The following is a 21,954-nucleotide window of genomic DNA, read 5'->3' as shown; positions in this document are numbered from 1 at the left end:
ATCTATTGTCATATATGGAACAAAAAATTAAAACTGCAATAATTACCGGTATCACCGGCCAGGACGGCGCCTATCTGGCCGAGTTACTGCTCGATAAGGGTTACGCCGTGATCGGCACCTACCGCCGGACCAGTTCGGTTAATTTCTGGCGCATCGAGGAGCTTGGCATCAGCCAGCACCCGCGCCTCAGCCTTGTCGAATACGACCTGACCGACTTGGGTTCCAGCATCCGCCTGTTGCAGTCAGTCGCCGTCGACGAAATCTACAATCTGGCGGCGCAAAGCTTCGTTGGCGTTTCGTTCGAGCAACCGGTAACGACGGCCGCCATCACTGGCCTGGGCGCCGTGCACCTGCTCGAGGCAATCCGGATCGTCAACCCAAAGATCCGCTTCTACCAGGCCTCGACATCGGAAATGTTCGGCAAGGTGCAAGCCATTCCGCAAATCGAGAGCACCCCGTTTTATCCGCGCAGCCCGTATGGCGTGGCCAAACTGTATGCCCACTGGATGACGGTCAACTACCGCGAGTCATACGGAATATTTGGCGCCAGCGGCATCCTGTTCAACCACGAGTCGCCGTTGCGCGGGCGCGAGTTCGTCACCCGCAAAATTACCGATACCGTGGCCAAGATTTCCCTCGGCAAGGCTGAGTTGCTGGAGCTGGGGAACCTCGACGCCAAGCGCGACTGGGGCTACGCCAAGGAATATGTAGAAGGCATGTGGCGCATTTTGCAGGCCGACCAGCCTGACACCTTCGTGCTGGCTACCAACCGCAGCGAAACGGTGCGCGAGTTCGTCGCGATGGCCTTCAAGGCAGTCGGCGTTGAAGTGGCATGGTCCGGCGCCGGTGAGCTCGAGACGGGGCACTGCGTCCGTACCGGCAAGTTGCTGGTGCGGGTCAGTCCGAAATTTTATCGTCCCGCCGAGGTCGAACTGTTGATCGGCGACCCGGCCAAAGCCTTCAACGAGTTGGGCTGGAAGCCGCAGACTACCCTGGAGCAGTTATGCCAGATGATGGTCGAGGCCGATTTGCGCCGCAACGAGGCCGGTTTTTCTTTCTAAGGGAGCGCGATGAATGCAGCGGCGGTGAGCGGTGGCGGGCACGGCAGGCGTGCCTTATTGACGGGGGCGGCCGGCTTCACCGGCCAATACATGGCCAAGGCCTTGGTGCAGGCCGGTTACCAGGTGTACGGCACCGAGTTGCCCGGCCACGACGGCGGCGCGCCGCGCCCGGTCAACCTGCTCGACCGGGACGCCGTCGCCGCGCTGGTGCAACTGGTACAGCCTGAGATCGTGGTGCACCTCGCGGCGATTGCTTTTGTGGCCCATACCGATGCTGAACTGATGTACCGGGTCAATGTGGTTGGCACCCGCAACCTGCTGGAGGCGGTGGCCGGACTGGCGCAGCGCCCCGCAGCGGTGCTGCTGGCGTCGAGCGCCAACGTGTATGGCAACGCGGCCGTCGACCCGATTGACGAAACGGTGGCGCCGGCACCGGCGAATGATTACGCTGTCAGCAAGCTGGCGATGGAATACATGGCGCGCCTGTGGGCCGACCGATTGCCGATTATCATCGCCCGGCCGTTCAATTACACCGGAGTCGGCCAGGATGTGCTGTTCCTGCTGCCGAAAATCGTCTCGCATTTCCGCCGCGGCGATACGCACATCGAACTGGGCAATATTAACGTGGCGCGTGATTTTTCGGATGTGCGGCAGGTGGTGGCCAGCTACATGGGGCTGCTGGCGGCGGCGCCAGCGGGACAAACTTTCAACGTTTGCTCGGGCATCGGCCATACGCTCGGCGACGTACTCGACCAGATGGCCGGTATCGCCGGCTACCGTATCGAGGTACGCGTCAACCCGGCGTTTGTCCGGGTCAACGACGTAGCGCGCCTGGTCGGTGACGACAGCAAGCTACGCCGCCTGATCGGCCCCGCGACGCCGTTGCCGCTGGTCGACACCCTGCGCTGGATGTATCACGCCTGAGTGCAGACACGCAATAATTTACAGCGCATGCCGGCTTCCGCGAGCTTGGGCATGCGACGATGACGCTCTCCCTAAAGTAGGAACAGGCATGAAAATAGGTTTTGGTACGTGGCGGTTTTTCCTCGCGTTTCTGGTAGTCATCTCGCACTTATGGGCCGGTATGCTGGACGGCCCGGCGGCGTATGCTGTATGGGGCTTTTTCGTCCTCAGTGGCTACCTGATGACCTACGTACTGGCCGAAAAATACGGCCCCAGCAAGGCTGGCCTACAGGACTTCGCGTACAACCGCATTCTGCGCATCTTTCCCGCGTACGCGGTGGCCGCAGTGTGCGGATGGCTGGTGTTGCGCGGTATGCCGCATTTCGGTGCCAACCCGGCCTCGCTGAATGGCCAGTTCGTCATGCCGACTTCGCTGTTGGATTGGGTAAAAAACATTACCCTACTGCCGCTGACCGACGGCGGACCGCTGCTGGTGCCGGTATCGGGCGCGCTGGCGGTGGAGGTCGGGGTCTATGTCTTGATGCCGTTGCTGGCCTTTGGCCGCGGCGCAGCCTGGCTGGGACTGATCCTGAGTCTGCTGCTGAACTGGAAGCATGGCATCCAGATCGAGTCGTTCGGTGTACGCTATTCGACCTTTCTGACGTGCATTGCGCCGTTCGCGCTGGGTTCGCTGGTCGCCCATTACCGCACCCAGTTGGCATTTCTGAAGACCCCGGCCAGCGTCGTCGTGTGGTTGCTGCACGGCCTGCTGTGGTTGTTCGACCCGCACTGGCCTTGGATGTACGGCTTGTACGTGTCGGCGCTGCTGTCCGCTTGGGTGGTACTGTCGCTGGCCGACTGCCGCACCGCCCGACTCGATGCCTGGCTGGGCGACCTGTCGTATCCGCTGTATTTGTTCCACACGACCGTGGCAGTGCTGCTGCTGCCACTGATGGGAAGCGACCGTAGCTTCGGCTTCTTCGCTGCCGCATTCGTGCTGACCATGGTTGTCTGCTACCTGGTACTGGTGTGCGTCGACCGACCGCTGCAGCAACTGAAAAAGCGTCGTGACCTGCGCACCAACACCGGCGCTGCGGCGCCGGTGTTGAAGCCCGCACCTTGCCGTGACGGCATCTGACCCAGTCACTAGCGTGAAGAAGTAGATTATCTTGAAAAAACACTTAGAAATTGGCCGCGCACTCCTGTTGCTGGGCGCTTTCCTCGTGATTCCTGTCAGCATAGGCAACTGGCGGCCGGATTTGTTGTACTGGAATGCCGGCTTGTGGAAGGATCTTTACATATGGGGCGGCTCCTTTGCCCTTGTCACACTGGGCTTGGCGTTTTTTAGAACGCATCGCGCCGCGCTGCTGGTCGGCCTGACGCTGTTGTACCTGGGCATCGGTGTCGGCGTCGCGCAGGCTACCGCAGTGGTGGCCTTTATCAGCGCCATGTATGCGTTGGGTCGGCTGCTGCTATACGCTGCCTACCGGGAACAGCGGCGCCAGCCGCTGTTGGTGGAGTCGCTGCTGATCGGCGCCGGCGCGTATTCGGCGTTGTTCGCGTTATTGATTCACTATCCGGTCAATTATCCGCTGGTCTACGCCGCCTTGCTGGCGGCGCCGCTGGTGGCCGGACTGCGCCTGCTGGATGCAGTACCGGGCCCAAACCTGCAGGCGCGACTTGAGCAAGCCGGCCTCGACCTGTCGCACCGGTTGCGCCGCATCGGCTACTGGAAGCTGGCCGGCGCGTTGTGCGTGATCGCGTACATGGCGCGTTACGCATTTTATCCGACCCTGAGCTACGATGACAACGCCTTGCACCTGCGTATCTGGACCACGCTGGCGCATAACCATGTGTACGATTTTGACACGCGCTCGCAAGTCTGGGCAGTAGCACCATTCGTGGTCGATCTGCTGGTAGCGATCCCGTCGCTGCTGGCCGGCGCCAACGCGCGTGGTGCCTTCAATCTCGCCCTGCTGGCGCTGCTGCTTTATAGCATGTGGGAGTTGGCGCGGCTTGTCCTGCGCTCGCGCGCCCAGCGCCTCTTGCTGCTGGTGTTATTCGTGACCACGCCTTTGACAGCCCTACTGATGGCGGGCCAGCAGACTGAACTCATGCTAAGCGTGATGGCCACCAGTGGCGTTCTGCTTGCGCTGCGGCGTTCCACTTCCCTGACTCGCCCGGCCACTGCGGCGCTTATCATGATGGCTGCGTTGTGCTGCGGAATCAAAGTGACTGGTGCTCTGATGGGAATGGCTGTGCTGGCTGTGTGGATTTGCCGTTTCCCTTGGCGCCAGCGCGGTGCGGCATCGGCCAGATCACCATTGCCGTGGCCGGGCCTGCTCTTTGTGGTGGCGCTTGCCAGCGTTGTAGCGTTCCAGTCGTATGCCTATGCGTGGTACACGACTGGTAATCCTGTACTGCCACTATATAACGGCATTTTTAAATCGCCGGCATTTAGTCCCGTGAATTTCATCGATCCGACGTACAGTAAGGGTGCGTCGCTGCGTGCCTACTGGGAATTATTCTTCCAAACCAATCTGCATCAAGAGTCGGCCAATTACGTCGGCGGCTTTCAATATCTGCTTTTGTTGCCGCTGGCCTTGCTAATGTTATTAGGCGTACGGCACCGTGCCCGCGCCTCTCTGATGCTGGTGCCGCTACTGGGGTTCGGCGTCGTGATGTTTTTCACGTTGCAGTATCTGCGTTACCTCTACCCGGTCATGCCGCTGGCGGCAGTGCTTATCGGCGCCGTGTTGAGCGAGCGCTCCGCGCTGCCAGGTACGCCGGTGGCGCGCATGGCAGCGGGAACTTCGTTGCTGTTGTTCTGCGGCGCAAACCTGTTTTTCGTTCCCGGTGTGCTCTGGTTCTTTTCTACTCCCCTTCGTACACTCTATACTGAGGCGGGCCGGGTTGAGTTGGTCAAGCAACTCGTGCCCGAGCAATTTTTGAATCAGCAGCTTAACGCAACCGCACCCGGGGCAGTGGTATTGTATGAGCCAACACGTCCTTATGGGGCGACATTGGCCGCCTTGCCAGCCTATCTGAATTGGTATGCGCAATGGCGTGAACTCGAAGCGATGCAGCTGAAAAATGCGGCTGAATTGAGCGCCTTTCTTGTACGCAACAACATTTCATATGTGTATTGGGAGTACACCCAGGTCCCAGATGACCGCAGTCCTTTCTACGGTTACCGCAACTTGCTGCGCGACTACTTGAGCCAGTTCGGTGTACCTGAAATGCAGGTTGGAAATATCGTGATGTACCGATTACAACCCAAGCCCTTGGTGTATCGCCCGGCCGTCGATATCAGCGATTTTTCGCTCCTCGATCCGACGCGTTCTGACGTTGGTGCGCCAGGCATAGCGGCTGGCGAGGCACCGAGGATGGTGCATGAGTTCGAAGTCGATGGTGCGCGTGCGATCCGTTATGCGGTGCAACTTGATTGCTCGAGTGAGCGTGGCAATTTCGTGGCGCAAATCAACTGGGACAAGGGTGCTCCTTATTACCACGTCGTGCCTTGTTTCCAAAAGGGCGAGAAGTTTGTCGAGGCGTTCCCGATTCCGCCCGGCGCAACCAAAGGCCTCATGTACATCACACGCCAAGCGGGCGGACCGGTAGTGGTGAGGAGACTGCAAGTGGAACTGTACTGACCGGCCCCGTATGCTGCGGTGGCAACGGTCTTGGTATCGCGACGATTTCAAGCGCACTCCAGTTGTATCGCCCGGCCTTTTTTAAGCTGTGTCGCGATTTCCTATCCTATTGTTGTAACGCTTGCTGGTGAGGCTGGTGGCACCAACAGCGCGCCATGAGCATGTCGCCGTTGTGCGTATTTTGCCGTTGAATACAGGATCTTTAATGAATACTATCGCTGTTGTCATTCCGAGCTATCGTGTCACGCGCCATATAATTGGCGTGATTGATGCGATCGGTCCGGAGGTGGCCCGTATCTATGTAGTGGATGACCAATGTCCGGACGGTTCTGGCGATTTCGTGGAGGCCAATTGCCGTGACAGCCGTGTCAAGGTACTACGGCACGCTGTCAACCAAGGCGTCGGTGGGGCCGTCATGACCGGCTACCGTGCCGCGATCGCCGAGGGTCTCTCGATTATCGTCAAGGTCGATGGTGACGGACAAATGGATCCAGCCCTGATCCCGCGCTTCATCGAGCCCATTCTGGCAGGTGAGGCTGACTATACTAAAGGCAATCGTTTTTTCAATCTTGATGAAATTCGTGCGATGCCGAAAATTCGACTCGTGGGCAATGCGATACTTTCACTGATGACAAAAGTATCGTCTGGCTATTGGAATTTGTTCGATCCTACCAATGGATATACTGCGATACATGTGAGTGTGGCCCGGCAACTGCCATTCGACAAGATTAGTACCCGTTACTTTTTCGAAACCGATATGCTATTCCGTTTGAATACCAATTTTGCTGTAGTGCAGGATATTCCCATGGATGCGAGCTACGGCGATGAAGTCAGCAATTTGAAGATTTCGAAAATCCTCGGTGAGTTCTTGGTGAAGCACCTGCGCAATTTTGGCAAACGTGTATTTTATAACTATTATTTGCGCGATATGGCATTGGCCTCAATCGAACTTCCGCTCGGACTGCTGTTGCTGCTGGCCGGTGGCGGGTTCGGATTGGTTCACTGGATAAGTTCGGCACAAGATTCCGCCGTTACACCCGCCGGCACGGTGATGTTGGCAGCGTTACCGGTGCTAATGGGACTGCAGCTCATCTTGGCATTTTTTTCCTACGATATCGCATCCGTTCCGACTCGGCCTATCCATCGCTTGGCCAAACTGAATTATAAATAACTGAACGACCCCGACTCGTCACATGGGGCACCGTCGGAGACTTGTAGAGACACCTGTGTCTTTCTGGCTTTGGCATGCGCCAATTCAATTTGATCCTGGTGAGATTTCCAACACACGTTGCGCCTCGCGCAAAGGTGCTGCAACTCGCGCTACGAATTGGACCGGGTTTCCACGCTTCGGCCGAGCGCGCGGATGGTGGAGAAGCGTCTGCGAGCGCTAAATTAACCGTCGCTAGGGTGCCAGGGGGCTGTAGTGGGGCGCGCTAGCGTCGTGCCAGCCCGAGAGCACCCCAATTGTTTTGCCGACCACCCGCTTTTTTTTGACTGACTCATGACTAAACCGACATTGCTGCAACTGTTTGCCGACCATCCTGGCCAGGCGATGCAAAAATGGTCCGCCCACATGGCGGCGTTCGAGCGCCTGTTCACGCCGTATCGCGAGGTTCCGCTGCGGCTGCTGGAAATCAGCGCCACGCCGGACGGCACGATCGAATTGTGGGCGCGTTACTTCTCGCAGGCGAGCGTATTGCTGAGCTGCGTCGCGGCCCCGGCGATGGGCGACGCAGCGGCCGACGGGCGCGTGCGCCGCGTGGTCGGCGCGCCCGAGGCACCTGCAGTGATGGCTGAGGTGCTGCGTCACAGCGTCCAGTTTGACATTATCATCGACAATGCCTCGCTGACCGGCGCCGCGGTCGCGAGCACGTTTTCCGCTTATTTCCCGTTGCTGGCCGACGGCGGCCTGTATCTGGTGGAAAACCTCGACAGCAGTTACCAGCAGCGCCATGGCGGCGGTCTGTATGCGCCGTACGCATCGCTGGCATTTTTCAAGCGCCTGGTCGATGTCATCGGCCACGAACACTGGGGAGTGGCGCGCTCGCGCGCCAGCCTGTTGACGGGCTTTTTCGCGCCCGGCGCGGCGGCACTCGGCGACGCCGACCTGGCGCAGCTGGAGTCGGTCGAATTCATCAACGCGCTGTGCGTCGTGCGCAAGCGGGCCGACGGCGGCGGCATCGGCAGCCTGCTGTCGGTCGGCCCGGCCAGCGCTTATGCGGCTGGGCGCCAGCCGCCGTACGCTGCGCCGTTCCGCTTCGATCCGGCGCAGCAGCAGTCGGCTAACCCCTGGAGTACGCTGGCGCAGGGACCCGACGAGTCCTGGCAGGCCGTTACTGGCACGTTGCAGGAGTTGCAGGGCAGTGTGGAGCAACTGCGCCGCGAACTGGCGCTGCGCGACGCCGACATCGCCGCACTGTACGGCTCCACCAGTTGGCGCGTGAGCAAGCCTTTGCGGCTGGTCAGCGCGGCGAGCCAGCGCGTGCGGCGCGTGTCGGCCAGGGTGCCGTTGGCGATCCGCCGCAGCGGCGGCGTGCAAGCGACCGCGCTGAAGGCGTTGCAGGTGTACCGCCGCGACGGCATGGGCGGCCTGCGCCGCGGCCTGAACAATGTGGTGGCGCCGGTCGCGCCGGCCGAGCTGGCGCGCAACGACTATGCCGATTGGCTCAGCCGCTATGCCACGCTGGACGATGCGGCACAGGCCCGGCTGCAGCGGCGCATTGACGCCATGCCATTCCGACCGACGTTCTCGGTAATTATGCCGGTCTTCAACTCGCCGCTGGGGTTCCTTGAGCAGGCGATCAATTCGGTGCGCCAACAGTTGTATCCGGACTGGGAACTGTGCATCGCCGACGACGCCTCGAGCGACCCGGCGGTACGCCAGTTACTGGAACGCCACCGCGCCGAGGAGCCGCGCATCAAGCTGGTTTACCGCGCCGAGAACGGCCACATTTCGGCCTCCAGCAATTCGGCGCTGGCGCTCGCCAGCGGCGACTTCGTCGCCCTGTTTGACCATGACGATCTGCTCGACGCGCAGGCGCTGTTCTGGATGGCCGAAGCGATCAACGGCCAGCCCGACGCCGGCCTGCTGTATTCGGACGAAGATAAAGTGGATGAGCATAATCGCCGCTACGACCCGTATTTCAAGTCCGACCTCAACTATGAATTGCTGCTGGCACAAAACATGGTGTGCCACCTCGGTGTGTACCGTACCGCGCTGGTGCGCCAGTTGGGCGGCTTCCAGCTCGGCTACGAGGGTGCCCAGGATTATGACCTGGCGTTGCGCGTGATCGAGCAATTGGCGCCCCAACAGGTAGTGCATGTGCCGCGCGTGCTGTACCACTGGCGCGCTATCGCCGGCAGTACGGCGCTGGGAGCGGGTGAGAAAAATTACGCCGCGCTTGCTGGCCGTAAAGCGGTGGCAGCCCATCTGGCGCGCGTGGGTCTGCCGGCCGAGGTGCTGGCGGCACCGTCCGCGCCGGGGGTCAACCGGGTGCGCTTTGCCTGCCCGACGCCGCAGCCTTTGGTCAGCATTCTGATTCCGACGCGGGACCGCGCCGACCTGCTCGGCATGTGCCTCGACACGCTGTTAGAGCGCAGCACCTACAGCAATTACGAGGTGATCATCGTTGACAATGGCAGTGTCGAGGAGAAAACCCAGCAACTGTTCGCGCGGCTGCCGAAGGACCGCGTGCGCATTCTGCGCGACGACAGCGCCTTCAATTTTTCGGCGCTCAACAACCACGCCGCGCGGGTCGCGCGTGGGCAGTATCTGTGCCTGATGAACAACGACATCGAGATCCTGACGCCGGACTGGCTCGAGGAAATGGTGTCGTTCGCGGCGCGCCCGGACATCGGTTGTGTCGGCGCACGCCTGTGGTATCCGGACGGGCGGTTGCAGCATGGTGGCGTGGTGCTGGGCATCGGCGGCATCGCCGGGCACGCCCACAAATACCTGCCGCGCGGGCAGAACGGCTATTTCGGCCGCGCCCTGTTGCACCAGTCCTACAGCGCCGTGACGGCCGCCTGCCTGTTGCTGCGGCGCGAGGTATTCGAACAGGTGGGCGGCCTCGACGAGGCGTTGGTGATCGCTTTCAACGACGTCGATTTTTGCCTGCGCGTGCGCGAGGCCGGTTACCGCAATGTCTGGACCCCATACGCGGAAATGATCCACCATGAGTCGGCCTCGCGCGGCGAGGAGGACAGTCCCGAAAAGATCGCCCGCTTCGGCCGCGAGATCGCTTTTGTGGAGGCGCGCTGGGGCGAGCAATTGCGCACCGACCCGGCCTACAATCCCAATCTGACGCTGGTGCACGAGGATTATTCGCTGGCATGGCCGCCACGGGTGGCGTCGTTGTGAGCGGGGCGGGCGGTCCGGCGTGCCTTGCCGACCGGCCCGCGTGTGCGGCATACTGTCATATTGCAACATTGTGATTGAGAGAAATTTTTGCCGTATCCACTGATTGTTGACCTCGACGGCACCTTGATCCATACGGATATGCTGCATGAATCGGCGTTGCGCGCCTTGCGCGACCGCCCGCTGGACGCGCTGCGGCTGCCGTTCTGGCTGGTCGCCGGCAAGGCCGTGCTGAAGCGTCGCCTGGCTGCGGGCAGCGCTTTTGACGCCACCACGCTGCCTTACAATGTGCCGCTGATTGCCTGGCTGCGCCAGCAAAAGGTATCCGGCCGCACGCTCATCCTGTGTACCGCCTCGGACCTGTCGATCGCTACGCCGATCGCCGAGCACCTCGGCCTGTTCGACGAGGTCATGGCCAGCGACGGTGCCGTTAACCTCGCCGGCCGCCATAAGCACGCGGCGCTGTTGGCGCGCTTTGGCCACGGAGGTTTCGATTACGCCGGCAACTCGCGCGCCGACCTGGCCGTGTGGCCCGGCGCGCGCCGCGCCATCGTGGTCAATGGCACGCCAGCGCTGGCCGCCGCCGCCGCTACGCACTGCGAAGTCGAGCACGTCATGCCGGCGCCACCACGAGGCCTGCGTGCATGGACCAAGGTGCTACGGGTGCACCAGTGGATGAAAAATCTGCTGCTGTTCGTGCCGCTGCTGGCTGGCCACATGCTGGGCGATCTGGACGCCTGGCTGGCGTTGCTGCTGGCGTTCGTCGCGTTCAGCCTGTGTGCCTCGACCGTGTATATCGCCAATGACCTGCTTGACCTTGAAAGCGACCGCCAGCATCCGCGCAAGTGCAAACGCCCGTTCGCCTCGGGTGTGGTGCCGGTCTGGATGGGGGTGGCATTGGCGCCGTTCCTGTTGTTGGCCAGCCTTGGCCTGGCATCCCTGGTCGGCGGCCCTTTCCTGGCCTGGCTGATCGTGTATTTTGTGCTCACCTGTGCGTACTCGTTCGGTCTGAAGCGGCTGATTCTGGTTGATTGTCTGACGCTGGCGGTGCTGTACACGCTGCGGATCATCGCCGGCGCCGCTGCCGCCGATCACCTGCTGTCGTTCTGGCTGCTGGCATTTTCGGTGTTCCTGTTCCTGTCGCTGGCCTTCGTCAAGCGCTACGCGGAGTTGCAGGTGCAGATGCAAACCGGTAAGACCAAGGTCCATGGCCGCGGTTATTTCACGACCGACGCGCCGCTGGTGCAGATGCTTGGCGTCACATCCGGCTACGCTTCGGCGGTGGTGCTGGCGGTGTACCTGAACAGCGATGTGGTGCGCCAGTTGTACGTCACGCCGGAAGCGGTGTGGGGCGCGGTGCCGGTGATGCTGTTCTGGGTCAGCTGGATCTGGATGAAAGCGCACCGCGGCGAAATGCACGATGACCCGCTGGTGTTCGCCGTCAAGGATCCGGCCAGCCTGCTGGCCGGGGCCGCGTTCGGGGTGGCGTTGCTGCTGGGCAGCGTGGCGCTGCCGTGGTAGCGATTTCTTCCTGGGGACGCCTGTCGCGCGACGCCCACCGCATTGAGGCGCTGCACGCACCGGATCAGGTGGCGCGCCAGCTGGCGGCCAGTGCCCCCGGCCTGCCGCATGGCATGGGCCGCAGTTACGGCGACCAGGGCCTGAATCCGGACGGCCTGCTGTGGCTGACCACAGGGCTGAACCATTTCATCGCGTTCGACGAGCGTACTGGCCGGCTGGTGTGCGAAGCCGGCGTGCTGCTGCGCGACATACAGCGCATGAGTGTGCCGCGTGGCTGGATGTTGCCGGTCACACCCGGCACCCAGATGATCACCGTTGGCGGCGCCATCGCCAACGATGTGCACGGCAAGAATCACCACGCTGTCGGTTCCTTCGGCGACCATGTATTGGCGCTTGAACTGGCACGCACCGACGGCAGCACCGTGCACTGCGGACCGGCCCTGATGCCGGACTGGTTCGCCGCCACCGTTGGCGGCATGGGTTTAACCGGTGTGATCGTCACGGCCGAGCTGCAGCTGCGCCCCGTGGCCGGCCCGTGGTTCGCCACTGAAACAGTGCCTTACGCCAACCTGGACGCGTTCTTTCCGCTGGCCGATGCCTCCGAGGCCGCTTGGGAGCACACCGTGTCGTGGATCGATTGCCTCGGCGGGGCAGGGCGCGGGCTGTTCATGCGGGGCAACCCCAGTAGCGTGATCAACCGACCGGAACCGGCCGCGCGCACGCGCCGCATGCCGCTGGTGCCACCGGTGTCGCTGGTCAACCGTTTATCGCTGCCGCCGTTTAACGCGCTGTACTTTCACATGAATAAATGGCGCGCCGGCCGTGCCATCGCCCATTACGAGGCGTTTAATTACCCGCTCGATAACCTGCTCGACTGGAACCGCATGTACGGGCCGCGCGGGTTTTACCAGTATCAGAGTGTGGTGCCGCGGTCGGTCGGGCGCGACGCCGTGCAGACCATGCTGGACGCCATTGCCAGCAGCGGCGAAGGCTCGTTCCTCGCGGTGCTGAAAACTTTTGGCGAACGGGCGGCCCCCGGCATGCTGAGTTTTCCCCAGCCTGGGGTCACGCTGGCGCTGGACTTCCCGAACCGCGGGCCACGCACGTTAAAACTGTTCGAGCGGCTCGACGCTATCGTGGCCGAGGCCGGTGGTCGGCTGTACGCGGCCAAAGACGCGCGCATGCCCCGTTCCCTATTCGAGGCCGGATATCCGCGCCTCGCCGAATTTATGCAGTACCGCGACCCGGGCATTAGCTCGGCCATGTCGCGCCGCCTGATGGGAGTTTGAATGTCGGATCAAGTCACAAAAATCGTTATCGTGGGGGCCACCTCGGCCATCGCCGAACATTGCGCCCGCCTGTGGCTGAACGCGGCCCGCTGCGAAGTCATCCTGCTGGGGCGCGACCTGGCCAAAACAGAGCGCGTCGCCGCCGACCTGCGGGTGCGCGGACCGCAGTCCCAGGTCAGCGCGCAGCAGGCCGACTTCGCCGACCCGCTGGCCATCGGCCGCCAGGTGGACGCCATCTGCGCCACCGGGCCGGTTGATATCGTGCTGATCGCACACGGTTCGCTGCCGGACCAGGCGCACTGCCAGGCCGACCTGCAGGCCAATCAGGAAGCGCTGGCCGTCAACGGCATATCGCCGGTGCTGTTCGCCGAAGCGTTCGCCGGCCACATGCAGCGCGCCGACCGCGGCACGCTCGGTCTGATCGGCTCGGTTGCCGGCGACCGCGGGCGCAAGTCGAACTACGTGTATGGCGCCGCCAAGGGCCTGGTCACGCGCTATGCCCAGGGGCTGCAACACCGCCTCGCCGCCACCAATGTCAAGGTGGTGCTGATCAAGCCGGGCCCGACCGATACGCCGATGACGGCGCACCTGAAGCGGGACGGCGGCAAACTGGCCAGCGTCGAGCAGGTGGCGCAGGAGATCGTCAAGGGCATGGCACAGGGCAAACTGACGGTGTACGCACCCGGAAAATGGTTCGTGATCATGATGATCATCCGGCATCTGCCGCATTTTATTTTCAAAAAAATGGATATCTGACCGCGCAGGGCCGGCGACACCGGCTCCTGTGCTGATTGCCTCATGAAAGACCGTTCCTTGAAACTGCCGAAACCCTCACTGCCGCTGTTTGCCATGGGTAGCTTTACCGCTGTCATGCTGGTGCTGACGGCCGTCGGTGTCGTGCGCAATTATTCGCCGGTGCCCTTCTGGGACATGTGGGACGCCTACCTGAATTTCTTCCTGTCGGTGGGCGATGGCGACATGACGGCCTGGTGGCGCCAGCAGAACGAGCACCGCATCGTTCTGGCGCACCTGCTGTTCTGGGCCGACCTGCGCTGGTTCGGCGGCGCCAGCTGGTTTCTGTTACTGGCTAACTATGCTCTGGCCGGCGCCGCTGCGCTGTTGTTCTGGTGCATGCTGCGCGCGCGTCTCGCCGTGCAGCCACGCAGCGTGCCGGAAACGATGATGGGTCTGTTCCTGGTGGCATTGCTGTTTTCGTGGATGCAGCAGGAAAACTTCACATGGGCTTTTCAAAGCCAGTTCTTCCTCGCGCAACTGCTGCCGCTGTGGGCGCTGTACTGCCTGCACCTGTCGCTTGCCGGGCCGGCCCGCACCGGCTGGTTCGCGCTGGCTTGCCTGGGCGGCGTGGGGGCCGCCGGCAGCATGGCCAACGGCATTCTGGCCTTGCCTTTGTTGCTCGGTTACGCGCTGTTGACGCGCCAGGGCTGGCGCCGCTGCGCTGTGCTGGCGCTGCTGGCCGTCGTCACGCTGGTGGCCTATTTTCACAACTATCAGCAGAGTCCCGGTCACATCCCGTTCCTGACCGTCGTGCACAACAGCGCGCTGCCGCTGCTGACGTATATGCTGCAGTACCTGGGCAGCCCGTTTTACTTCCTGACCGGCAGCAGCGGCGCCGGCAAAGTGCTGGCGCTGCTTGGCGGCGTGATGCTGGTGGTCGCCTGCCTGCATCACGCTGTGCGCTGGTACCGAGGCAGGGGCGACACGTTGTTGCTGGCGCTGCTTTTTTTCCTTGCCTACATTGGCGCCACTGCCACCGGCACCGCCAGCGGCCGGCTGCATGTCGGCAGCGGTGAAGCCTTTTCCAGCCGCTACACCACACCGGCCCTGATGGCCTGGGCCGCTGTGTTGCTGCTGTACGCACCGGCGTTGCTGGCGGCGGCACGCGCCAGCCGTCGCCGCGCCACGCAGTTGACACTGACTTTGCTGCTGGTGGCCGTGCCCATGCTGGCCCTACAGGCGAGCGCACTGCGCTCGCGCGCCGCGCTGGGATTCGAGAAAAACATTGCCGCACTGGCGTTGGAACTGGGCATCGCCGACCAACCTCAAGTGGGCCATGTGTTTCCCTCGGCGCTGGCTATCCTGCCGATCGTGGAGCGGGCCAGGGCGCAACAGCTGAGCGTGTTCGGCATGGCGCCATGGCGCGGTTTGCATGCTTCGATGGGGCAACCGGCGGCACCGTCGGCGCCAGCTGCGCTGCCGCCTTGCCAAGGCAGCCTGGACGAGGTGGCGCCCGTTGAAGGCGACGCCAACTACCTGCGCGTGGCCGGCTGGTTGCGCAACCCGGATGGCGCTACAGTGCCGGCGCGGGTGCGTTTTATTGATGTCGGTGGCAAACTGGCCGGCATTGCACTGACGGGGCGCATCCGTCCCGACGTCGCGGCCGCCGTCGGCGAGGGCGCACTGCATGCCGGGTTCCAGGGCTATGTGCTGGCGAGCGAGGCGGGCGCCGCCCTGTCATTGCAGGCTGACGTCGCCAGTGGCGCGTGCGCGCTGCCGGTGCAAATTCCGGCGCCGCTGGTCTTACTGACGTCGATGGCACCGGTTCCGGCTGGCGCCCTGAGCGTCACCGCTGTACTGCCCGGCAATACGTGGCTGGGCGGAGATTACGAACGTGCGTCTCTGCCGGGCATGCGCGTGTATGGCAGCTTTGTGCACGCCGATACCGATACCGGCGCCATTTCGTTACGGGTGAAGCGTGGCGACCGTCTGTTTTATCGCTCCGGACCGGGTGGCGGCCGGCAGATTATGACGCTGCCGGGCAGTGGCTTGGCGGACGTTCGCCTGCCGGTACGCAGTAACTGGGCGCAGCTGGAGTTTTCCGGTGCGGCATTGCCAGAGGGTGAATTCACGGTGACCTTTACGGACGCCGGCGACAGTTGGGGTGAGTGGTCGGCGATTGCGGTGCGCGAATGATGCGGTGCGCACGGCCGGGTGGCAGCTTGTTCCTTCTTTTCATATTCTGAGCGTCGCATGATCAATTTAAAGGACGGCAGCAGCCGTCGGTGGTTTCCCGTTCTGCTGTTCATCGGGTTTATGCTGATCCTGTTCAGCCGCCGCCATGCGCAGTGGTCGTCGCCCCAAGTATGGTGGTGGCCGGAGTGCAGGGTTCGCCCGTAACGCTGCTTGAAAACGCCATGCCGGGGAGTGATTTTGCAAAATCGCACCTGGTTGGTTATCACGTGCTGCCGGAACGTTTTACGGTGACGCTGGCCGACGACGGTCAGGGCTGCGGCGAATGGCTGGCGGTGGCGCTGAAGGGCAAGGCGGCGAACAGCCCAGAATAAAAACAAAGCATGCTGCCGGTGTGTCCGGCAGCATATTTTGCCCGTTGCGGGCGACTCAGATCAATGGATAGCGATGTCAGATAAAACGCAGAAAATTCTCCTGCCCGGTGGTGCCGGCCTGGTCGGACAGAACCTGGTAGCACGTCTGAAAGACCGCGGCTACACCAACATCGTCGTGCTCGACAAGCACCGCGCCAACCTCGCCATCCTGCAGCAGGCCCAGCCGGACGTGACGTGTGTCTACGCCGACCTGGCTGAACTGGGGGAGTGGACCCGTCATTTCGATGGCGCCGACGTGGTCGTCATGCTGCAGGCGCAGATCGGCGGCATCGACTACACCGATTTTCAGCGCAACAACATCGACGCCACCAAACACATCCTCGACCTGATCAAGGCCAGTCCGACGCCGCCTTACCTGGTGCATATCAGCTCGTCGGTGGTGGTGTCGGTGGCGGACGATTTTTACACCCGCAGCAAGATCGAGCAGGAGCAGATGGTACTGGCCAGCGGCATTGCCTGCCCGATCTTGCGCCCGACGCTCATGTTCGGCTGGTTCGACCGCAAGCATCTGGGCTGGCTGTCGCGTTTCATGAAAAAAGTGCCGGTGTTTCCGATTCCTGGCAATGGCCGCTACATGCGCCAGCCGCTCTGGGCGCGTGATTTCTCCGACATTATCATCAGCTGCATCGAGCAGCGGGTGGCCGGCGGTATCTACAATATCTCGGGCCACGAGAAGGTCGATTACATCGACATCATCCGCATCATCAAGCGCGCCACCGGCGCCAAAACGCCGATCGTCAGGATTCCGTACCACCTGTTCTACGCGCTGATCTGGACCTGGTCGCTGTTTGATAAAAAACCACCGTTCACCACCCAGCAACTGGCCGCGCTGAGCGCCAAGGACGAGTTCGAAGTGATCGACTGGCCAGGCAAGTTCGGCGTGCCGTACACGCCGTTCGTGAAAGCCATCGACGCCACCTTCAACGACGCCCGTTACAACAAAATCATTCTGGAGTTTTAAGCATGGCTGAAGTAAAAAAAGGGCAACGTATCGCCGTGCTCGGCGCCGGGCCGATGGGTCTGGCGGTCGCGTACCAGCTGGCGCGTGACGGCCACACGCCGGTGCTGTTCGAGGCCGACGACCGCATCGGCGGCATGACGGCGGCGTTTGATTTCGACGGCCTGTCGATCGAACGGTATTACCACTTCCATGCGATCTCGGACCACGCTTTCTTCACCGTGCTCGACGAGCTTGGCCTGTCGTCGAAGATGCACTGGGTTGCCACCAGGATGGGCTACTGGTATCAGAACCAGCTGCAGGAATGGGGCAATCCGGTCGCACTGCTGAAATTCAAGGGCCTCGGCCTGGTCGCCAAGTTTCGCTACGGCCTGCATGCCTTCCTGTCGACCAAACGCGACGACTACAAGCCGCTCGACAACGTCAACGCGGTGCAGTGGATTAAAAACGCGGTCGGCAAGGAAGCCTATGAAGTGTTATGGCGCCGCCTGTTCGAATACAAGTTCTACGACTTCACCGACAACCTGTCGGCGGCGTGGATCTGGAGCCGCATCCGCCGCATCGGGCGTTCGCGCTACAGCCTGTTCAAGGAAAAGCTCGGTTACCTCGATGGCGGTTCCGACACGCTGCTGCAGGGCATGCGTGCCGACATCGAAAAGCACGGTGGAGTGCTGAACCTGAAGTCGCCCGTCAGCAAGGTCATCATTGACGCCGGCAAGCTGCGCGGCATTGAAGTCGATGGCCAGTTCGAGGCCTTCGACAAGGTCATCAGCACGGTGCCGCTGCCGTACGTGCCGCGCCTGATGCCGGACCTGCCGGACGCCATTCTGCAGCAGTTCCGCGCGCTCAACAACGTGGCCGTCGTGTGTGTCATCGTCAAGTTGCGCCAGCGCCTGACGGAGAACTTCTGGCTCAACACCAACGACCCCGACATGGACGTTCCCGGCATCATTGAATACTCGAACCTGCGCCCGTTGGCCGAGCACGTGGTCTACATGCCGTTCTATATGCCGGGTGAACACCCGAAATACGCCGAGCCGGACCAGGCTTTCCTGGACAAGGTGAAACGCTACTTCAAGAAAATCAACCCGGCCCTGCAGGACGCCGACTTCCTCGCCATGCACGCCAGCCGCTACCGCTACGCGCAGCCGATCTGCGAGCCGGGTTTCCTCGACCGGTTGCCGCCGGCCAAACTGCCCGTGCAGGGCCTGTGGGTGGCCGACACGTCGCATTATTATCCGGAAGACCGTGGCATTTCTGAAAGTATCGGCTTCGGCCGCCAACTGGCCAAGGATGCGGCTGCATGATCGGTAGTTTCATGTCACGCCAGTTCATCGTGTTCCTGGTGACGGGTGGCACGGCGGCGGCCGTCAACTTCGGTTCGCGCATCGTCTACAACCAGTGGCTGCCGTTTTCCGGCGCCGTGATCCTGGCGTATCTGACGGGCATGGTCACGGCGTTTGTGCTGGCGAAAATGTTTGTGTTCAAGGAAAGCACGCAGTCGACCCGGCGCGCCGTGCTGTTCTTCACGCTGGTGAATGTGGTGGCAGTGCTGCAGACCTGGCTGATCAGCATGGGGCTGGCGTTTTATCTGCTACCTGCGTTGGGTGTGAAACATTTCGTCAAAGAAATCGCGCATGCGGTCGGGGTGATAGTGCCCGTGTTTACCAGCTACTTAGGGCATAAGCGGTGGTCGTTCAAATAGCCGCCGAGGACGCTATCGTTAACGCCAAGATCGTTTCTTGATTGTGTTGTTGAAATTGCACTAATAATTTCTATTTAGATAACAAAATAATCTGGCAGTCAAGAAATGGCTCGACATCGCTTACTTATAAACCCAGAATTTGCTTAACAAGTAAGCAATTGTTGCCACCACTGGCATTGAAATGACTTTCCCTGTCATTGGACTTGCCGCAAGGTGAGTCGCCAAGTAGACGATGCAGATAGTGAGCAGGTAGTTCATGCAAACCAATGCCACATATTTGAAAAAAGTGTCGCGGCTCGCCATTTTTCCAAAAGTGATTTTGGCATGGAAAAGATAGTTGGTTAATATGCTGGCCAAAAATCCTCCGGTGGCAGCATACACCGCTGTGGCACCGTTGAGCAGCAATAACTTCATGGTTCCCACATCGACTGCCGCTGTAATTAACCCTCCAATGATATAGATAGTAACTTCGACGTTTAATTTTTTTTGCATGGATAATTTTTCAGCGGCGCCAGCAGTACCGCAAGGCTAATCTTGTCAAAGCGGACAGCACCTAAATCTGGTGTTGTACATGTGGCAAAAAATGGCGGCGAAATGCTGGGTAGTTTCCAGAGATTGCTACAGTATAATCCCTTCGCCAGCCAGTCGGCCGTATCTGTCAGAAGCGCCCGACATGGTCCCTTCAAAGTTCAACTTCGTGAGGCGGGGGGAGTGTACACGCCAGTGGCTTTTAAACGCATGTTGGCGTTTCGATCTCAGTCGTTTTTCATTACCTTGAGTTGTGTGCCGTTCGAAAGCAGTAGCCGCTCAGGCGGACAGTTGCAGGCGTAAAAAATGCCTCTCGCACTGGATATACCGTTCTTGTTTCTGATCAGTTCGAGCCGCGATTCGCCACGAACGTCACTCAGCGCCATTTCGACGAGTAGCACATTCAGCTGCTGGCCCGTCTACGTTATCGCGATTGCGCTGAATGCCGCTGGGATGACGTATCATTTGGCTTTCCGGCTTTTGCAGCTTAGCTGTTTGTACCTTGATGACTAAGCAAGTACCCAAGCCGGCCGCCGATGCGTCGGCGCGCTCCGTGAACAACCAGACAATGCGTTTGCCGGGCCTGCGGCGACTGCTTCGTGCAGTCGCGATGCTACGCTTGGCGCTTGATCTCGGCGGCAGCCCGATGGGACTATGGCGTAAGGCCAGCGCGCTGTACGGACGCGGCGGGCTGGCCGGCTTGCGTGCGGGCTTGAACAAGGTGGCCACCGGGTCGGCGGCTGACCGCTGCGATTATGCCGAATGGCTGCGCCGCTACGGCGCGATCGACGCGCCGGTGCGCGCCGCGCTGCACGCGGGCGCCGCAGACCTGGCGGCCGCACCGCATATCTCGTTGCTGCTGCCAAGCGATAACGCGGTGCCCGATTTGCTTGACCAGACGATCTGGTCTGTGCGCCGTCAACTGTACCCGCACTGGTCGCTTTGCATCGCCGCCTGCGCCGACGCCAGCGCGGCGTCGCGCCAGCTGCTGGCGCGCCATTGCGCCGAGGAGCCACGCATTACAATGGTGTACTTACCGCAGCACGGGCAGCGCAGTGCCGCCATCAACACGGCTCTGACCATGGCGCGGGGCGAGTTTGTGGCGCTTCTGAACCAGGGCGACATGTTGGCCGAAGAGGCCCTTTACTGGATGGCGGAGGCGCTGAATCGCCACCCGGAAGCCGGACTGGTCTATTCCGACGAGGATCAGGTGGACGCCGCCAACCGCCGCTTCGCGCCGCATTTCAAGCCCGACCTCAACTACGAATTGTTGCTGGCACAAAATTACATCGGCCATCTCACGCTCTACGGCACTGCACTGGTGCGCGGCGTGGGTGGCCTGCGCAGCGGCTTCGATGGCGCCGAGGAGCACGACCTGGTGCTGCGCATCGTCGAGCAACTAGCGCCGGCCCAGGTGGTGCACGTAGCGCGGGTGCTGTACCACCGCCGCGCTGCGGTGCACCCGGATAACTTGGAAGGGCCTGCAGCGGCCGGGCGGCTGGCGGTAGCGGCGCATCTGGCGCGCTGCGGCGTGGCGGCTGAGGTGCTGGCAGCGCCCGAGGCACCCGGTAAGCATCGGGTGCGCTACGCTCAGCCGGCACCGGCGCCTCTGGTCAGCATCATCATTCCGACCCGCGACCGCGCCGACCTGCTTGGCATGTGTCTGGACACGCTGGTGGCGCGCTCCAGTTATGCCAACTACGAAGTGATCATCGTCGACAATGGCAGCGTCGAAGCGGCCACTCAGACCCTGTTCGCACGCCTGCCGACGCCGCGTTTCCGCATTCTCCGCCACGACCAGCCATTTAATTTCTCGGCGCTCAATAACTTCGCGGTACGTCATGCCAACGGCAGCCTCGTGTGTCTGATGAACAACGATATCGAGATCCTTACGCCGGACTGGCTTGAAGAAATGGTGGCGCTGGCGGTGCGCCCGGACACCGGCTGTGTCGGCGCGCGCCTGTGGTATCCAGATGGACGGCTGCAGCACGCAGGCTGTGTGCTGGGCATAGGTGGCGTGGCCGGGCATGCCCACAAACTGCTGCCGCGTGGTGATCCCGGCTATTTCGGGCGCGCAGTGCTGCACCAGTCCTACAGCGCGGTGACGGCCGCCTGCCTGCTGGTGCGGCGCGACGTGTTCGAGCAGGTCGGCGGCCTCGACGAGGAGTTAGCGATCGCTTTCAACGATATCGATTTTTGTTTGCGGGTGCGCGCCGCAGGCTACCGCAATGTGTGGACACCGTACGCCGAGATGGTGCACCACGAGTCGGCCTCGCGTGGTAACGAGGATACGCCGGTCAAGCAGGCCCGTTTCGCCGCTGAGGTGGCTTTTATCCGGCGGCGCTGGGGCGCCCAGTTCGACAGCGACCCCGCTTACAACGTCAACCTGAGCGGGTATTTCGAGGATTTCTCCTACGCATGGCCGCCGCGCTGCCAGTGACAACGTGCCGTAGCCCTGAGCGCAACGCCGACCGACGCGGTTCAGTGATCCATGAGCCGGCGCGCCGAACGGCGCAGATGGTAGGTGGTTCGCCAGGGAGAGGCCGGATATATTGCTCTGCGATCAAGGCGGATGACGTATTATTCGCTCCCTCCGGCTTTGCAGCAATTTTGAGAG

16 protein-coding genes are annotated in these 21,954 nt (G+C 61.6%); 15 read left to right on the top strand and 1 reads right to left on the bottom strand.

All coding sequences use genetic code 11. The features are described 5' to 3' along the window. Positions 1–14 precede the first annotated feature (14 nt). The 14 genes from gmd (at position 15) to AC56LH_RS15555 (ending at position 18,809) form a co-directional block, all read left to right on the top strand. Positions 15–1,061, top strand: coding sequence for a GDP-mannose 4,6-dehydratase (gmd, locus tag AC56LH_RS15620; RefSeq protein ID WP_499647504.1), 1,047 nt, complete (start codon positions 15–17; stop codon positions 1,059–1,061). A gap of 9 nt (positions 1,062–1,070) precedes the next feature. Beyond that, on the top strand, positions 1,071–1,985 hold the full coding sequence (locus AC56LH_RS15615; RefSeq protein ID WP_499647502.1) for a GDP-mannose 4,6-dehydratase: 915 nt from the start codon (positions 1,071–1,073) through the stop codon (positions 1,983–1,985). 88 nt (positions 1,986–2,073) lie between these two features. After that, on the top strand, positions 2,074–3,102 hold the full coding sequence (locus AC56LH_RS15610) for an acyltransferase family protein (protein WP_499647500.1): 1,029 nt from the start codon (positions 2,074–2,076) through the stop codon (positions 3,100–3,102). Positions 3,103–3,133: 31 nt separating this feature from the next. Beyond that, entirely contained in the window at positions 3,134–5,617 is a 2,484-nt protein-coding gene (locus AC56LH_RS15605; protein ID WP_499647498.1) for a hypothetical protein, read from the top strand. Between the two features lie 205 nt (positions 5,618–5,822). Then, the gene (locus tag AC56LH_RS15600) at positions 5,823–6,788 is read left to right on the top strand and encodes a glycosyltransferase family 2 protein (RefSeq protein ID WP_499647496.1); all 966 of its coding nucleotides are present in this window, start codon (positions 5,823–5,825) and stop codon (positions 6,786–6,788) included. A gap of 330 nt (positions 6,789–7,118) precedes the next feature. Continuing rightward, on the top strand, positions 7,119–9,977 hold the full coding sequence (locus tag AC56LH_RS15595) for a glycosyltransferase family 2 protein (RefSeq protein WP_499647494.1): 2,859 nt from the start codon (positions 7,119–7,121) through the stop codon (positions 9,975–9,977). Between the two features lie 87 nt (positions 9,978–10,064). Beyond that, complete coding sequence (locus AC56LH_RS15590) at positions 10,065–11,495, top strand: UbiA family prenyltransferase (RefSeq protein ID WP_499647492.1); 1,431 nt, start codon at positions 10,065–10,067, stop codon at positions 11,493–11,495. Beyond that, entirely contained in the window at positions 11,489–12,784 is a 1,296-nt protein-coding gene (locus tag AC56LH_RS15585) for an FAD-binding oxidoreductase (RefSeq protein ID WP_499647490.1), read from the top strand. Before AC56LH_RS15590 ends, AC56LH_RS15585 begins: the two co-directional genes overlap by 7 nt. Beyond that, on the top strand, positions 12,785–13,540 hold the full coding sequence (locus AC56LH_RS15580; RefSeq protein WP_499647488.1) for an SDR family NAD(P)-dependent oxidoreductase: 756 nt from the start codon (positions 12,785–12,787) through the stop codon (positions 13,538–13,540). Between the two features lie 42 nt (positions 13,541–13,582). Next, complete coding sequence (locus AC56LH_RS15575; protein WP_499647487.1) at positions 13,583–15,715, top strand: hypothetical protein; 2,133 nt, start codon at positions 13,583–13,585, stop codon at positions 15,713–15,715. Between the two features lie 89 nt (positions 15,716–15,804). Then, complete coding sequence (locus tag AC56LH_RS15570) at positions 15,805–16,086, top strand: hypothetical protein (RefSeq protein ID WP_499647485.1); 282 nt, start codon at positions 15,805–15,807, stop codon at positions 16,084–16,086. 73 nt (positions 16,087–16,159) lie between these two features. After that, a complete protein-coding gene (locus AC56LH_RS15565) occupies positions 16,160–17,107 on the top strand; it encodes an NAD-dependent epimerase/dehydratase family protein (RefSeq protein ID WP_499647483.1) in 948 nt (315 codons plus the stop codon). Between the two features lie 2 nt (positions 17,108–17,109). Next, the gene (locus AC56LH_RS15560; protein ID WP_499647481.1) at positions 17,110–18,411 is read left to right on the top strand and encodes an NAD(P)/FAD-dependent oxidoreductase; all 1,302 of its coding nucleotides are present in this window, start codon (positions 17,110–17,112) and stop codon (positions 18,409–18,411) included. Then, the gene (locus tag AC56LH_RS15555) at positions 18,408–18,809 is read left to right on the top strand and encodes a GtrA family protein (RefSeq protein ID WP_499647479.1); all 402 of its coding nucleotides are present in this window, start codon (positions 18,408–18,410) and stop codon (positions 18,807–18,809) included. The genes AC56LH_RS15560 and AC56LH_RS15555 overlap by 4 nt, the downstream gene beginning before the upstream one ends. 120 nt (positions 18,810–18,929) lie before the next feature. On the opposite strand, the gene AC56LH_RS15550 is transcribed toward AC56LH_RS15555, so the two are convergent. After that, a complete protein-coding gene (locus tag AC56LH_RS15550) occupies positions 18,930–19,301 on the bottom strand; it encodes a GtrA family protein (protein WP_499647477.1) in 372 nt (123 codons plus the stop codon). Between the two features lie 589 nt (positions 19,302–19,890). On the opposite strand from AC56LH_RS15550, the gene AC56LH_RS15545 reads away from it, so the two are divergent. After that, the gene (locus tag AC56LH_RS15545; RefSeq protein WP_499647475.1) at positions 19,891–21,777 is read left to right on the top strand and encodes a glycosyltransferase family 2 protein; all 1,887 of its coding nucleotides are present in this window, start codon (positions 19,891–19,893) and stop codon (positions 21,775–21,777) included. The last annotated feature ends 177 nt before the right edge of the window (positions 21,778–21,954 follow it).

Source organism: Telluria sp. LT1R51-2, from assembly GCF_059685775.1.
Note: the sequence above shows the minus strand (reverse complement) of the source record. Positions and strands in the feature narration are given on the sequence as shown.

Bases quoted from the DNA above. Each gene is read 5' to 3' on its own strand.
- gmd (WP_499647504.1), top strand. From the start codon at position 15: ATGGAACAAAAAATTAAAACTGCAATAATTACCGGTATCACCGGCCAG.
- AC56LH_RS15615 (WP_499647502.1), top strand. From the start codon at position 1,071: ATGAATGCAGCGGCGGTGAGCGGTGGCGGGCACGGCAGGCGTGCCTTA.
- AC56LH_RS15610 (WP_499647500.1), top strand. From the start codon at position 2,074: ATGAAAATAGGTTTTGGTACGTGGCGGTTTTTCCTCGCGTTTCTGGTA.
- AC56LH_RS15600 (WP_499647496.1), top strand. From the start codon at position 5,823: ATGAATACTATCGCTGTTGTCATTCCGAGCTATCGTGTCACGCGCCAT.
- AC56LH_RS15595 (WP_499647494.1), top strand. From the start codon at position 7,119: ATGACTAAACCGACATTGCTGCAACTGTTTGCCGACCATCCTGGCCAG.
- AC56LH_RS15580 (WP_499647488.1), top strand. From the start codon at position 12,785: ATGTCGGATCAAGTCACAAAAATCGTTATCGTGGGGGCCACCTCGGCC.
- AC56LH_RS15575 (WP_499647487.1), top strand. From the start codon at position 13,583: ATGAAAGACCGTTCCTTGAAACTGCCGAAACCCTCACTGCCGCTGTTT.
- AC56LH_RS15565 (WP_499647483.1), top strand. From the start codon at position 16,160: ATGTCAGATAAAACGCAGAAAATTCTCCTGCCCGGTGGTGCCGGCCTG.
- AC56LH_RS15560 (WP_499647481.1), top strand. From the start codon at position 17,110: ATGGCTGAAGTAAAAAAAGGGCAACGTATCGCCGTGCTCGGCGCCGGG.
- AC56LH_RS15555 (WP_499647479.1), top strand. From the start codon at position 18,408: ATGATCGGTAGTTTCATGTCACGCCAGTTCATCGTGTTCCTGGTGACG.
- AC56LH_RS15550 (WP_499647477.1), bottom strand. From the start codon at position 19,301: ATGCAAAAAAAATTAAACGTCGAAGTTACTATCTATATCATTGGAGGG.